The 14,027-nt window shown below is 71.7% G+C and carries 8 protein-coding genes; 3 read left to right on the forward strand and 5 right to left on the reverse strand.

Annotated elements, in window-relative coordinates; translation table 11 throughout:
• Nucleotides 1-42: 42 nt before the first annotated feature.
• The 3 genes from HA039_RS34325 to HA039_RS03875 form a co-directional block, all read right to left on the reverse strand.
• A complete protein-coding gene (locus tag HA039_RS34325; protein WP_167023768.1) occupies nt 43-2,541 on the reverse strand; it encodes a carbohydrate-binding protein in 2,499 nt (832 codons plus the stop codon).
• Between the two features lie 89 nt (nt 2,542-2,630).
• Nucleotides 2,631-4,358: a ThuA domain-containing protein gene (locus HA039_RS03870; protein ID WP_425086403.1), complete on the reverse strand. Its 1,728-nt coding sequence runs from the start codon at nt 4,356-4,358 to the stop codon at nt 2,631-2,633.
• Nucleotides 4,359-4,569: 211 nt separating this feature from the next.
• The gene (locus HA039_RS03875; RefSeq protein WP_167023774.1) at nt 4,570-5,976 is read right to left on the reverse strand and encodes an FAD-dependent oxidoreductase; all 1,407 of its coding nucleotides are present in this window, start codon (nt 5,974-5,976) and stop codon (nt 4,570-4,572) included.
• Between the two features lie 261 nt (nt 5,977-6,237).
• Here HA039_RS03875 and HA039_RS03880 point away from each other — a divergent pair, with 261 nt between their 5' ends.
• Nucleotides 6,238-7,902 (forward strand): phosphodiester glycosidase family protein, encoded by a 1,665-nt coding sequence (locus tag HA039_RS03880; RefSeq protein ID WP_167023777.1) that lies wholly within the window; start codon nt 6,238-6,240, stop codon nt 7,900-7,902.
• A 75-nt stretch (nt 7,903-7,977) separates the two neighbouring features.
• Here the strand turns inward: HA039_RS03880 and HA039_RS03885 are convergent, their stop codons facing one another.
• Nucleotides 7,978-8,736, reverse strand: a complete 759-nt coding sequence (locus HA039_RS03885) for an SDR family oxidoreductase (RefSeq protein WP_167023780.1) — start codon at nt 8,734-8,736, stop codon at nt 7,978-7,980.
• Between the two features lie 162 nt (nt 8,737-8,898).
• Here HA039_RS03885 and HA039_RS03890 point away from each other — a divergent pair, with 162 nt between their 5' ends.
• Nucleotides 8,899-9,276: a DUF488 domain-containing protein gene (locus HA039_RS03890; RefSeq protein ID WP_167023783.1), complete on the forward strand. Its 378-nt coding sequence runs from the start codon at nt 8,899-8,901 to the stop codon at nt 9,274-9,276.
• Between the two features lie 12 nt (nt 9,277-9,288).
• Here HA039_RS03890 and HA039_RS03895 read toward each other — a convergent pair whose 3' ends face one another.
• A complete protein-coding gene (locus HA039_RS03895) occupies nt 9,289-9,912 on the reverse strand; it encodes a hypothetical protein (protein WP_243869112.1) in 624 nt (207 codons plus the stop codon).
• 318 nt (nt 9,913-10,230) lie between these two features.
• Here HA039_RS03895 and HA039_RS34570 point away from each other — a divergent pair, with 318 nt between their 5' ends.
• Complete coding sequence (locus HA039_RS34570) at nt 10,231-13,929, forward strand: discoidin domain-containing protein (RefSeq protein WP_167023786.1); 3,699 nt, start codon at nt 10,231-10,233, stop codon at nt 13,927-13,929.
• The last annotated feature ends 98 nt before the right edge of the window (nt 13,930-14,027 follow it).

A 14,027-nucleotide genomic window follows, 5' to 3' on the forward strand; every position in this document is an offset into this window, starting at 1 on the left:
GGCACACGGTCCGGCATGAGTCCGCGCGTCACCGTCCCGGCGTCAGTCCGCGCGGGTCGTCGGCGGGCGGCTCACCCCCGGGCCCGTGAACGTGTAGCTGTCCAGGTCCAGGATGGCTCCCGAGCCGCCGGTGAAGACCACGTAGATGTCCCGCGGCCCGTCCACCGCGCCGGTGATCGGCGCGCTGACCTCGGTGTACGTCTCCCAGCCCCCGGTGTTCGGCACCGTCACCCGCGCGAGCACGGGCCCGGTGACGGAGTCGTACCGGAACGTCGCGACGTTGCCCGCCTTGTCCGAGGAGACGCGCGCCCTGACCCCGGTGATGCCCTTGAGGCTCACGGGGTGGTAGCGGACCCATTCGTTGTTCTGTACGTCTCCGAGGCGCTTGCCGCCCTCGGCGCCGGCGGCGGTGATGATCTGCGGTCCTGACAGCTGCGCGAAGTGCTCGGCCTGCCACCGCTTGGGCCACAGGGTCTGCTGGCGTTCGCCGGTCAGCGGGACGGTGCCCGGGGCGCCCTGGTCGGTGTAGGTCGCGCGCACCACGTAGAACTGGGTGGCGTCGAGCCCCGAGTGGAGCGGGCCCGTGTTGAACGTCATCGAGCAGCCCGTGCCCTCCGCGATCTCGTGGGCGTGCTCCTGGTGGCCGAGCGCCACGCGGACGATCACCTTCGAGCAGTCGACGGCCCCGTCCTGCGGGTCCGTCGCGGAGGCGGTCACGGTGACGTTCTCGTTCCACTCGTACGTGGCGCCGTCCGGTGGTGCCCCGATGGTGAGGGTGGGGCGGTTGTTGCCGACCACGACCGGGATCGTGGTGGTGCCGCTGCGCCCGGTTCCGTCGCTGACGGTCAGCCTGGCCTGGAAGCTGCCGTTGGAGGTGTACGTGAACGACGGGTTGGCGGCCGTCGAGTCGGTGCTGCCGTTGTTGGTGAAGTCCCAGGCGTAGCTGAGCGGATTGCCGTCCGGGTCGCTGCTGCCCGCGCTGGAGAACGTGACGGCCAGCGGCGCGAGGCCGTTGTCCCGGTTCACCGAGGCCTTGGCGAGGGGCGAGCGGCCGCCCTGCACGTAATTGATCTTGTAGAGTCCCGCGTCCTCCGCGCCCGAGAAGTAGCCGCTGCCGTATTCGAGCAGGTACAGCGAGCCGTCGGGGCCGAACTCGGAGTCGATGGGGTGGACGAACCGCATGCCGTCGAGGACCGGTTCGATGGCGGTGGGGGTGCCGGTGGCGGGGTTGCCGTTGTTGAACTGCACCTCCTTGATCCAGTTGCGGCAGTACTCGGATATCAGCAGCTTGTTGTCGTAGTACTGCGGCCACTTGACGTCGGAGTTCAGGTTCGGGTCGTAGTGGTAGACCTCGGTGTGGTTGGGCGAGCCGCAGCCTCCCGGGGTGTCCAGCTGGGGCCATTCCCTGCTGCCGCCGTGCTGTTCCCACACGAGGGCGGGCTTGGTCGGCGGGAGCTGCTGGATGCCGGTGTTGCGGGGGGAGTTGTTGACGGGTCCCGCCGAACCGCCGCAGGGGAACCAGCCGCGCGGGGCGTTGGCGGCGAAGTCCCAGTCGTTGTAACTGACGTTGGGGCCGCCGCAGTACGGCCAGCCGTAGTTGCCGGGGCCGGTGGCGCGGTTGAACTCGTCGTACGCGGCGGGGCCCCGGTTGGCGACCGTCGCCCCGGCGTCGGGGCCGACCTCGCCCCAGTACAGGGTGTTGTTGGCCTTCTTGTCGACCCAGACGCGGTACGGGTTGCGCACGCCCATGACGTACACCTCGTTGCGCGTACCGGCGGCGCCCTTGGCGAAGAGGTTGCCGTCGGGGACGGTGTACGTCCCGTTGTCCTCCGGGTGGATCCGGTTGATCTTCCCGCGCAGGTCGTTGGCGTTGCCCGAGGTGCGCTGGGCGTCGTACTGGGCGTTGCGCGAGGTGCGTTCGTCGATGGGGGCCATGCCCGCCGAGTCGCCGCCGGAGTTGGTGTTGTCACCGACCGCGAAGTAGAGGTTCCCCGCGGTGTCCCAGGACATGGATCCGGCGGAGTGGCAGCACAGTTCGCGCTCGGTCCGCCACTCGATGATCATGTCCTCGCTGGCCGGGGCGATCGTGTTGGTGGCGGCGTTGAAGGTGAACCGGGAGATGCGGTTGACCAGCGGGGTGACCTTCGGGGAGTAGAACAGCATGACCCAGCCGGTGGTGGCGAACCTCGGGTGCAGGGTGATGCCGATCAGCCCGTCCTCGAACCGGGCGTCGAGCGGGAGGGTGAGCGCGACCGTGGTCGCCTTGGTGGCGGGGTTGTAGACGCGGACCTGGCCGCCGCCGTCGCTGGTGCCGCGGTTGATGTAGAGGACCTTGCCGTCCGGCAGGACGGCCAGTTCGATCGGCTCCCCCATCGGGAGTCCGCCGTCGAGTTTCACCTTCTCGAAGCCGCTGGTGGGCGGGGGCGCGGCGACGGCCCTCGGCTCCGCGGTCGTCCGGGGAAGCGCCGTCGCCTGGGGCGCGAGGAGGAGTGCGGACAGGGTGAGCAGGGTGGCGAGGAAGGAAAGTGTGCGCGATGACACGGCACCTCCATGGGCCGTTCGCGGGTGGGGGGATCCGGGTCGTGGGCACGGCGGCCCGAGGCGGCTCGCCCCAGGTCGCCGGTGCCGCTCTAGCGTCCGAGTACGGCCAACTCCCAGAGCGAGTAGCCCCATGAGGTGGCGCGGGCGGTGCCCTGGACCCGTACGTACCGGGCCGTGGCACCCACGGGGACGGTGTCGAGCCCGCCGTCGCCCGCCGTGGTGGTGGCGACGGTGCGCCAGGTCGTGTTGTCGGGTGAGATCTCGACCGTGTACGCCCTGGCGTAGGCGGTCTCCCAGGTGAGCCGGACCTGGTCGACGGTACGGACGGAGCCGAGGTCCACCGTGATCGCCTGGGGATCGGCGTAGGCGCTGCCCCAGCGGGTGGCGGGGTCGCCGTCCACGGCGTTGGCGCCGACGTGCGTGCTGCCGGGCTCGACGCTGGTGACCGTGACCGGCCGGCCGCGCGCCAGGTCGGTGCTCTGGGCGCCGTCCTGTCTGATCCTGATGTCGCGGTAGTTGATGTCCATGCCGGCGCCGTCGTTCTGGACGCCGAGGTGGCCGGTCGCGATGTCGCGGGTGCTGGTGTAGTCGTTGATCTTCACGCCGTTGAGATGGATCTCGATCCGCTTGCCGTGCACGGCGATCTCGTAAGTGTTCCAGGTACCGGGCGGGTTGAGCGCGGCGGCGCGGGCCGCGGTGTCCGGGGCCTTGAGGCTGTAGACGCTGCCGGTGGTACGGGAGGCGTCGGCGTCGGTCGCGTCGATCTGGATCTCGTGGCCGAGATCGACCGGCCGCCAGGGGTCGCCCTGGGGATCGGGGAAGCCGATGAAGACACCGCCGTTGTCGTCCCCCGGCATCATCCAGTCGACCTTGAGCGAGTAGTCGGCGAACGGCGTCACCGGGTACCAGAGCAGTCCCATGCCGCCCACGGAGGTGAGGGTGCCGTCGGCCAGGGAGAATCCGCCGGGGCCCGCCTGCCGCCACCGGTCCAGGCTGGCCTGCGTACCGTCGAACAGCCGGGTGTACCCGTTCTCCGGGCGGCAGTCGGCGGGGCTCGCGCCGGCGGCGGTCCGGATGCCGCCGAGCAGCATGGTGGTGAAGGCGGGGTCGGCGTACGACTCCTCGGTGTGGCCGAGACCGGTGTACCAGGACCGGCCGCCACGGTAGTTCTGGCACCAAGTGATCGGATGATCTCCCATGGTGCCGCCGGTGTACGAGGTCTCGTCCAGGCTCGCGAGCACCTTCACGGCGGAACGCGGACTGGCGCGGTAGTTGTACCACTCGTCGGTCCGCGTCCAGCGCTGCGGCAGGTGCGCGGTGGAGGGGGAGGAGCGGTCCTCGACCTTGACGGTGGCCGGCTGGGTCGCCGGGTGGGAGGCGAAGTAGGCGCCGACGAGGCCGCCGTACCAGGGCCAGTCGTACTCGGTGTCGGCGGCGGCGTGCACGCCGACGTAGCCGCCGCCGGAGGCGATGTACGACTCGAACGCCGTCTGCTGGGCGGCGTTCAGCACGTCCCCGGTGGTCGAGAGCCAGACGACGGCCTGGTAGCGGGCCAGGTTGGCGGTGGTGAAGGCGGTGGCGTCCTCGGTGGCGGTGACGGAGAACCCGTTGGCCGTGCCGAGCCGCCGGACGGCGGCGATCCCGGCCGCGATGGCCGAGTGCCGGAATCCGGCGGTCTTGGAGAAGACGAGCACGCTGGTCAGCGGGGCCGCGGGTGCGGCGGCGGGGGCGGCGCGGGGGACGGAGGCGGGAAGGGCGGCGGCGGACCGGTCGGCTCCGGTCGCCTGGGCCGCCTGGGGTAACACGGCGAGGGACAGGACGAGCGGGAGGAGCACGGTCACGACGCGGGACAGGAGGCGCACTGTTTGTCCTCTCTCGGTGCGCCCGGGGGCGCCGACGGAGGTACTAGTACGTGGCCCCCTGAGTGAACATCGGAGGTTTGGGAGGGTCAAGGGGCGGCGTCCAACTATCGCAACTTTGTTGCGCTCATGCCAATATCACCCGTCCCCGACGGTCTCGGATCGCCGGTCACCGACCGCCGGAAGCCGGCGCCCCGTTGGCCGCGACGGCACGTTCCAGCAGATGGGGGTCCGCCAGGGTGAAGGGGTGGCGGAGCATGAACGAGACCTGGTTGAAGGCCTGGGCGACGTCACCGTCGACCACGGTCGCGCCGATCACCTGCTGGAGCGCCCAGCGCTGCTGCCGCACCTCCTCCGGCACCTCGACGCCGTTCTCCGCGTCCAGGCGTGCCGCGTCGCCTCCGGCGGACACGGCCCACGCGGCGTCCACGACCACGTCCTGCAAACGGAAGAACTCCTCGGCGCCCCGGTCGAGTCGAGGGCCGCCCTCAAGGAACTCGGCCAGGCAGGAGGCGTGCAGCGCGGCGGAGGACATGCCCTGCCCGTAGACGGGGTTGAAGGACGCGACGGCGTCCCCCACGCTCACCAGGCGTGCCGGGAACCGCTCCAGACCGCTGAACCCGCGCCGCCGGCTGTCGGCCTGACGGTACGTCACCACCTCACGCACCGCCGCGCCGCGCGCGGCCTCCTGGTAGACCGGCGGAAGCTCCTCGCACACCGCCCGGAAGTCCTCGACCGACCGGCCGGGCCGGTCCTCCCCGAAGCCGACCAGCAGCGCCAGCCACTTGTTGTCCTCGATCGCGTTCACCGCCGCCACGGCGGTCCCGCCGCGCGGGTACGGGGGCGAGTACACCGCCAACGCGCACGCCGCCGACAGGTCTTCGGCCTGTGTGGAGCGCTCGAAGAGGGCGGACGCGTAGTGGATGCCGGAGGCCAGCCGCTCCAGACGGGGCTTGTCGTAGCCGTCGGCGTGCACCCACTCCGCCAGCCTGCTGGAGCGGCCCATCGCGTCCACGACGAAGTCCGCCGCCAGGACCTCTTCCCCGTGGTCGGTGGTGTGCCGGACGCCGCTGACGGCGCCGTCCCGGTACGTCAGACCGGTCGCCCGGCTCCGTACGGCCGAGACGTTGGGCAGCGCCAGGACCCGGGCGCGCAGCCGGGATTCGAGGAACGGGCGGCTCGCGCCGAGCAGCGCGTGTGCCGCGCCGGGGGCCTGCGGACGGCCGTCGAGGCAGGTGAGGGACTGCTCCGGAGTGGCGAGGACGGCGCCCAGGTCCTGTGCCTCCCGGGTGAATCCGGGGAGCCACCGCTCGATCCACAGGCGTCCGCCGGGCAGCAGTGAGTGGACCTGCTGGTCCTGCGGCACACCCGCGCGCGGCCGTCCGTCCGTACCGGTCTCGTCGCGTTCGACGACGATCACCTGGCGCGCGTGGTCGGCGAGCACACGGGCCGCCAGCAGCCCGGCGATGCTGCCGCCGAGCACACAGGCGGTGTCGACGGTCGTGCGCGTGACCCCGGGTGCGGGAGGCCCCGCGTTGACCAGTCGATCGAACACGGATATGGGCGATTCGGCCATCAATGACCCTTTCCTTGCTGCCCGGTTGTCAGGACGCATCGGGTGCGTCCCTCAGGCTCGTGGAGCGTAGTGGCGCGTTCACGGGGACACCAAAGCTCCGGGACGGCACGGCGTGGCGCGCGCCTTCACCTCGGTTTCGGCGCCGGGCCCCCGGCTGTTGTCGCCCCGGCCTCCGTACGCGGCTGGAATGACAGCGCCTCTCCCGGCAGGCGTGCGCGAAGGCCGGGCCGTACCGAGCCACCGATCTGCCGAGGGAATCACATGTACGAGCACGACGGAGAAGTCCCGCGCGGAGTGCGCGCGCCCCGGAGCGCCCTGCGCGGACGCCTCACCGTGGCCGCCGCCTTCGGACTCGCGGCCGCCGTCGCCCTGGCCGTCCCGGGGGTCGCACAGGCCGGCACCCCGAGGGCGCTCACGCGGACGACCGCCCCCGCGTCCGCCTCCCCGCAGGTCCGGTGGAGCACGGAGACCGTGGCGCCCGGCGTCCAGGTGCGGACGGGCGTCCTGCGGAACACCGGTGTCGCGCCGGTCTGGACGATCACCGTCCAGGCCCCGGCCGTCAACCGGCTGACGGGCGCGGCGACATGGGCCCCCCTGGGCGACCGCGCCTGGGCCGACGCCACCGAACAGCGGCTGCGCGCCGCCGGGTTCGAGCCGCGCGCGGAGAAGGTCGTCTGGGACAGGTACGCGGACACCCCGCGCGGCACGATGGGATGGCAGGTACGGGTCGGCTCGTACGACACCCAGGCCGCGGCCCAGTCCGTCAACCCGGCGGTCGCGGCGACCGGCCTCCGTACGGCGGTGGAGTGGACCGGCTACGACGGGAGGCAGCTCGCCGACCGGGAGAGCGTCCATGTCGCGGTGATCGACCCGGCCCGGTTCCGCGGCACCGTGGCGGGCACCCACGACGGCGATGTGGCGGACCGCGAGACGACGTCGTCGGTCGCCGTACGCGACGGCTCCCTGGTCGCCGTCAACGGCGGCTTCTTCATCACCGCCGACGCGGACGGCGTGCAGGGCACGGTGGCCGGGATCGGCGCCTACGACGGCGAGTTGGAGTCGATGGCGGCGGGCTCCCGCGCCGCGCTGATCCTGGCCGACGGCGGCCGGCGTCCCCGGATCGCCGACCTGTCGACAACGGTGACGGCCCGGGCGCGGTCGTCCGCGTACGCCGTGCAGGGCATCAACCGGCTCCCCGGCAAGGTGCGTAACTGCGGACGCCCCGGGGCCACCCCCACCGCGCTCCCCCGGCACGACACCACCTGCGCCCTGCCCGACGACCTGGTGAAGTTCACCCCGCGGTTCGGCGCGGCCCTGCCCGAGGGCGCCGGCGCGCAGGTCGTGCTCGACTCCGGCGACCGCGTGGTCTCGTCCGGCCCGCGCGGCGGTAGGGTCCCGGCCGGCGGCTCCGTCCTGCAGGGGATCGGCGGCGCGGCGGACTGGCTGGCCACGCACAGCCGCGAGGGCGAGCGGATCTCGGTACAGGAAGACATACGGGACTCGGCCGGGCGGCGGGTCGAACTCGGCGCCCACGACAGCATCGTCAGCGCCGCGCCGACCCTGGTGAAGAACGGCCGGACCGCCGTGGACGCCGCGACCGAGGGCACGCTCGACCCGCTGGACCTGTCCTTCGGCTTCGCGTGGTCGAACGTGCGGCAGCCCCGGACCATGGCCGGAATCGACGCGCGCGGCCGGCTGCTCCTCGTCACCGTCGACGGGCGCCAGCCGGGCGTCAGCGAGGGCTTCACCCTGGCGGAGGCCGCGGAGTTCATGCGCTCCCTCGGGGCGGAGCAGGCCCTCAACCTGGACGGTGGCGGTTCGAGCGCGATGGTGGTCGGCGGCACGCTCGTGAACATCACCTCGGACGCGACGGGCGAGCGTGCGGTGGGGGACACGATCCAGGTGATCCCGGCCCCGCGCCGCTGAGGCACGGGGGTGGGAGCGGTCTCCCGCTCCCACCCCCGCTCACCTCTCTCGCCTTTCTCGCCTTTCTCGCCTTTCTCACCCGACGAGTTGCTGACCTCCGTCGATGTCGTACGTGGCGCCGGTCAGCGCCGTGTTCGCCATGATGTGCACGGCGAGCGCCGCGACGTCGTCGGCCCCGACCACCCGGCCGATCGGCAGGGTGGTGCGCAACTCGTCGCGCCGGGCGTCGAGTCCGTCGCCGAGCAGCTCCGCCGACAACGGCGTGTCGACGAAGCCGGCGGCGATCAGGTTGACGCGGATCGGTGCGAGTTCGAGCGCCAGACTCGCCGTGAGCACGGGCATCGCGACGGTGACCGTCGGCAGGATCCCCAGGTCACGCTTGATCCGCCGGCCTCCGGTGCCGCCCATGAACAACAGCGTGCCCCCCGCTTCCACCCGCTCCACGGCATGGCGCGCGACCTCCAGCGGCAGCACCATGTGGTCGGTCATCGCCCGGCGCGCCTGCTCCGCGTCCATGTCGAGGAGCGGCCCGTACGACGGCCGGCCCGCCGTGACCAGCACATGGTCGACGCGCTGGGGCAGCCCCTCGAAGAACCGCGCCAGCTCCGCCGGGTCGTTCGCGTCGAAGGCGGCGCTGCTGACCGCGTCGAGGTCCGCCGCCGCGCTCCGCAGCCGCTGCGGGTTCCGCCCGGTCAGGATCACGCCGGCGCCCTCGGCCCGCGCCTGCCTGGCCGTGGCGAGCCCGATGCCCGCACTGCCGCCGATGATCACCACGGTCTGCCCGAGCAGGGCCGGCTCGCGGTGGCCGGCAGAAACGGTGGTCGCGGTGCCCATGGTGCCTCCACTGGTGTGTGTCCCGCCTCCACCACCGTCGCCCCTTTCGCGGTACGCCGCACCTTCGCGCCTCCTCGGGCCCGCCGCCTCGGCTGATCGACGAGCCGCCACGCCGGGCCGTCGATAGAGTGAAGGCGACCGGACGGGAAGGGTGATCACGCGATGGCGGGATCGTTCAGCTACCGGAGGATCTACGAGGTGAAGCCTCCGCCGCACGGTGGCAAACGGGTGCTCGTGGACCGCCTGTGGCCGCGCGGGATGAGCAAGGAACGCGCCCACCTGGACGAATGGCTCCGCGAGGTGGCACCGTCGGCCGACCTCCGCGAGTGGTACCACCACGATCCTCGGCTCTTCGCCGGCTTCCGGGACCGCTACATCGCCGAACTGGGCGACGCCGACCACCGCCCGGCGGTGGAGCACCTGCGGGACCTCGCCGCCCACGACCGGGTCACCCTGCTCACCGCCACGAAGGACCTGGACCACAGCGAGGCGGCGGTGCTCGCCGAGTGGCTGGACAACGCGGGCAGCGCACCCACCTGACCGCGAACAGCGTCACCCCTCGGTGGGCCGCCCGCCGTCCATCCCGCCGTCGTCCATCCCGCTGTCGCCGGTCCCGCCGGCCGACCTCGCGAGCGCGAGCGCCCGCCGTTCGATGCTCGCCGCGAAGCGCGGGGTCTCCCGGCGGTTGTGGTCGCCGGACGCGGCCTGCCGGTCCGCCGCCGCCCGCTCGAAGCTGATGCCGTGCTCCTCGTTGAAGGCCAGGAACTCCACCGTCGGGTGGCTGACCACCTGATTGGTGTACGTGAGGGTCCCGTCGCCGTTGTCCGTGACGGACAGGTCCCAGATCACCTGAACGGTCGTCCAGCCGTGCGGGGTGAGCACGTCCGAGGTGGAGACCATGTGGCAGTGGTCCCGGTCCAGGATCTCCCCGACGTAGTGCTGGATCACCAGGCCACTGCCGATCATCTCCACATTGATCGACATCGGCCTGCCGTCGTCGGTGGTGGTGTAGCCGGCCGCCTTGTGGTCCGGCGGGGCGCAGCGCCGGTACTCCTCGTCGGGCAGGTTCAGGAGCCAGTTGCCGATGTCCACGGCCTCCAGGGGGGCGTTGATCGTGGCCGTCTCCGTGGAGGACGACAGGAAGAGATCGGAAAGAATCTCGCTCTGCACGGTCATCGGACGTTCTCCCTCTCGGCCGGAACACGCCATACGCGGGCATATCCACCCTAACGCCGCCGCCCCGGAGAGCGCCCGGGCACGGCCGTAACACCAGGACACCACGCCACCCCTCGTACACCGCCGCCGTCAACGCCCTTGCCCCGAAAGGGCGTTACCGGACCCTGCGGGGAACCGGCGCGCTTCGCCGAGGACTTGCGGCACGGGTCTTGCGCCGCCCGAGGGGCGCCCTTACCCTCCCGTTAACTGTTAGGAAGGTTTCCTTTCGGTTGTGCGCGCGCAGTCCTGTCACTCCACGCCACCTCTCCAAGGACACTCATGCCACTTGGACATCGCACCCCCCACCCCGCCACTCCTCCGCCCCGCCCGAGGAACCGCTGGTCAGTGGTCCTCGCGGTCACCCTCGCCGGCGTCACCGCGGCCGCCGGCCTCGCGGGTACGAGCAGCGGCCCCGCCCCCGCGAACCTCACGCCCTCCCTCGCGGCGGCCGCCGCGATCCCGGACCTCAGCAGCGCGAACCGCCGCGCTCCCGTCGCCGGGCTGCCCGACTGGAGCAAGGCCGGGTACCGGGGCGGAGCCCCCCTGCCCGGCCCCTCGGAGGCCAACCCCGACCCGGCGTGCAACGTCACCGCCCAGGAGCTGGCGACGCAGTACAACGTCCGCGCCGACGGCAGCGATGCCACGACCGGCATCCAGGCCGCCGTCGACGCCCTGCGCACCGGCTGCTCGCCCACGGCGGGCTACACCAAGCTGTCCTCGATCACCCTGCCCGCGGGCACTATCAAGGTCACCCGCCAACTCGCCCTGGACGCCGACTACCTGGTGCTGCGCGGTGCCGGCCAGGGGCAGACCACACTGAGCTTCCGCCCGGACGCCAACACCCGCTACGACACCCTCACCGAGGACGGCAGCGACTGGGACGAGGACGGCGCGACCCACGGCGCCGGCAAGGGCGGTTGGACCTGGCCGGGCCGTGGCCTGCTCCGCGTCCAGACCCGTGAGGTGTCGCCCAAGTACGCCGCCGACTTCGCGTCCGCCCCCGCCAACCGCAAGGACCTCTTCGAGGGGAGTGTCAACCAGCACTGGGCCAGTGGTGTCCCGCTGCGCGCGGCGTCCGCCGAGGGAACGACCAGGATCCAGCTCGCCACCAGCGCCGACATGAACCGCTTCAAGGCCGGCGGATACCTGTGGGTGGGCGCGGCCAACACCGCGAAGTTCTACCGGCAGCAGACGGTCACCGACCCGTCGACGTACATGAACCTGCACATGCGCCAGCAGATCTTCCAGATCGCGTCGGTCGACACCGCGGGCAGGAACCTGACCCTCGAAAAACCGCTGGAGTACGACCTGCCGGTCAACTCCACCTCCGACGGCTCGGCGGCGATCGACGGCACGGTCTACCCCAGCCGGGTCACCCCGCTCAAGGTCGTCCAGGGCGTCGGCATCGAGGACCTGACCCTCACCCAGGACATGACCGGGATGCCGAAGCTGGGCGGAGGCACCTACAACCTCGACCCGGCGGACGCCAGGAACAACTACGGCAACATGGCGCCCGAGTACGCGCAGCACGGCATCGTGCTCAAGTGGGCGGCCAACGTGTGGATCAGGCGTGTCGGGACGAGGATGACCGGCTCGCACCCGATCGTCACGGAGAGCGCGAAGAACATCCAGGTCCAGGAATCGACGTTCGACGGCTCCTGGAACAAGGGCAAGGGCGGCAACGGCTACTTCCGCGGCTCGCGCGTGTGGGACTCGTTGTACGCGTACAACACCAGCCGGAATCTCCGGCACTTCACGTTCCAGTGGTCGGCGTCGGACAACGTGGTGCTGGGCAACACCTTCGACTCCGACCTGAACCTGCACGGCGGTTGGGAGCGGCGGAACCTGTTCGAGAACAACAAGGCCACCGTGCCGTACGAGCACTCCTCGAAGAACTGCCGCGCCAACTGCGGTGAGGAGGGTGGCGGCGCGCCCGACGACTCGACCTGGTACCCGATCTGGTGGGCCGCGGGGCCCAAGGCCATCAAGTGGTCCGGTTCCAGCGGCCCGCAGAACGTGTTCTACAACAACGACCTCACCAAGCAGCGTACGCAGGGCGGCGCGTACACGGCGTACTACCCGGACCGCCAGCGGCTCTACCAGTTCGGCAGCTCGGCGACCGACCCCAAGGCCTTCCAGCACCTGGCCGTGAACGGCGCGACGATCCCGGACTGGGCGAGCAGGGAGACGCTGGACTACACCCGCTCCCCCAACTCCGGTGTCAACGCCTCCCGGACCGACAGCTCCGGCTCGCTGTTCCTCAAGTCGGCCGCGGTCGGCGCCAGCGGTGGCACCCGCGTGGCGGCGGCCGCCGACGGCCTGGTCTCCCGGGGCAAGCCCGCCACGGCCTCGTCGACCGAGGGCAGCGGCTTCGAGGCGGCGCAGGCCGTGGACGGAAGCACGACAACCCGCTGGGCGAGCGCCGAGGGAGCGGATCCGCAGTGGATCCGCGTGGACCTCGGTGGTCCGCACACGATCTCCCGGGTGAAGCTGAACTGGGAGGACGCGTACGCCACGTCGTACCGGATCCAGACCTCCGCCGACGGCGTCACCTGGACGGACGTCCACACGACGACCACCGGCGACGGCGCCACCGACGACCTCACGGTCAACGGCACCGGCCGGTACGTCCGGGTGAACGGCACGGCCCGGGGCACCGCGTTCGGCTACTCCCTCTGGGAGTTCGAGGTCTACGGATCCGCCGCCGGCGGCGGGACCGACACCACGGCCCCCTCGACCCCCGGCGGTCTCCGGGCGACCGGCACCACGGCGAACACCGTCTCGCTGGCCTGGAACCCCTCCACCGACAACGTCGGAGTCACCGGCTACCGCGTCTACCGGGGCACACAACTCGTGGCGACCGTGACGGGCACCACGCACACCGACTCCGGCCTCAGCCCCGCGACCTCCTACTCCTACACCGTCCGCGCCGTCGACGCGGCCGGCAACGCCTCCCCCGCCGGCACCGCCCTCACCGCCACCACCCAGCCGGGCGGAGGGGGCGGAACGACGATCGACGTGGCGACCTCGGCCCAGTTGGCCGGCGCGCTCGCCGACGCCCGGCCCGGACAGACGATCCGGCTCGCGGCCGGCGAGTACCACGGGGCGTTCGCCACCCAGCGCGCCGGTACGGCGGCCGCGCCGATCACCCTGACCGGCCCGGAGAGCGCCGTGCTCGTCAACGACGGGCCGTCCGGTGACGCGCCCGACTGCCCGGCGCCGACGGCCGGTTGGGACTCCGGGTACGGTCTGTGGCTCTACGGCGCCCCGTACTGGAAGCTCACCGGCTTCACCGTCAAGGACTCCAAGAAGGGCATCGTCCTCGACAACTCGCCCCACGCAACCCTCGACCGGGTGTACGTGCACCACGTCGACGAGGAGGCCGTGCACTTCCGGCGCTCGTCGTCCGACGGTGTGATCCAGAACTCCCGGATCAGCAACACCGGTCTGGTGCAGAAGGGGTACGGCGAAGGCGTGTACATCGGGTCCGCCGGCTCGAACTGGGGCTGCCACGGCAACACCGGCGGGGTGGACCGGGCGGACCGCGTCCAGGTGCTCGACAACCGGTTCGGCCCGGACATCGCGGCCGAGCACATCGACGTGAAGGAGGGCACGACCGGCGGGGTCATCCGCGGCAACACCTTCAACGGCACCGGCATCAGCGGGGAGAACTCCGCGGACTCGTGGGTGGACGTGAAGGGCATCGGCTACCTCGTCGAGAACAACACCGGCACCTTCTCCTCGCCCGGCACCTTCGCCAACGGCTACGAGACCCACAACCCCTCCACCAGCCCGTCCTTCCGGAACGGCTGCGGCAACGTGTGGCGGGGGAACCGCTCCGACCTCGGCGGGACCGGCGCGTACGCGATCAGGATCACCTCCACGTCCCAGTGCGCGGGCGACCCGAACGTCGTCCACGCGAGCAACACGGTCACCAACGCCACCTCCGGCCTGACCAACATCCCGGTCACCCCCTAGGCGGCCCCTGTCGCGTGGACCGCACCGGCCGGACCCGTGGAGGGTCCGGCCGGTGCTGTGCCGCCCACTCCGGTGCGTGCTGCTGACCGCTCAGCAGC

It is taken from the genome of Streptomyces liangshanensis (assembly GCF_011694815.1).
In the GTDB taxonomy this organism is placed as follows: Bacteria; Actinomycetota; Actinomycetes; order Streptomycetales; family Streptomycetaceae; genus Streptomyces; species Streptomyces liangshanensis.

Coding starts and splice junctions, on each gene's coding strand:
- HA039_RS03875 (WP_167023774.1), bottom strand. CDS start 5,976: ATGGCCGAATCGCCCATATCCGTGTTCGATCGACTGGTCAACGCGGGG.
- HA039_RS03880 (WP_167023777.1), top strand. CDS start 6,238: ATGTACGAGCACGACGGAGAAGTCCCGCGCGGAGTGCGCGCGCCCCGG.
- HA039_RS03885 (WP_167023780.1), bottom strand. CDS start 8,736: ATGGGCACCGCGACCACCGTTTCTGCCGGCCACCGCGAGCCGGCCCTG.
- HA039_RS03890 (WP_167023783.1), top strand. CDS start 8,899: ATGGCGGGATCGTTCAGCTACCGGAGGATCTACGAGGTGAAGCCTCCG.
- HA039_RS03895 (WP_243869112.1), bottom strand. CDS start 9,912: ATGACCGTGCAGAGCGAGATTCTTTCCGATCTCTTCCTGTCGTCCTCC.
- HA039_RS34570 (WP_167023786.1), top strand. CDS start 10,231: ATGCCACTTGGACATCGCACCCCCCACCCCGCCACTCCTCCGCCCCGC.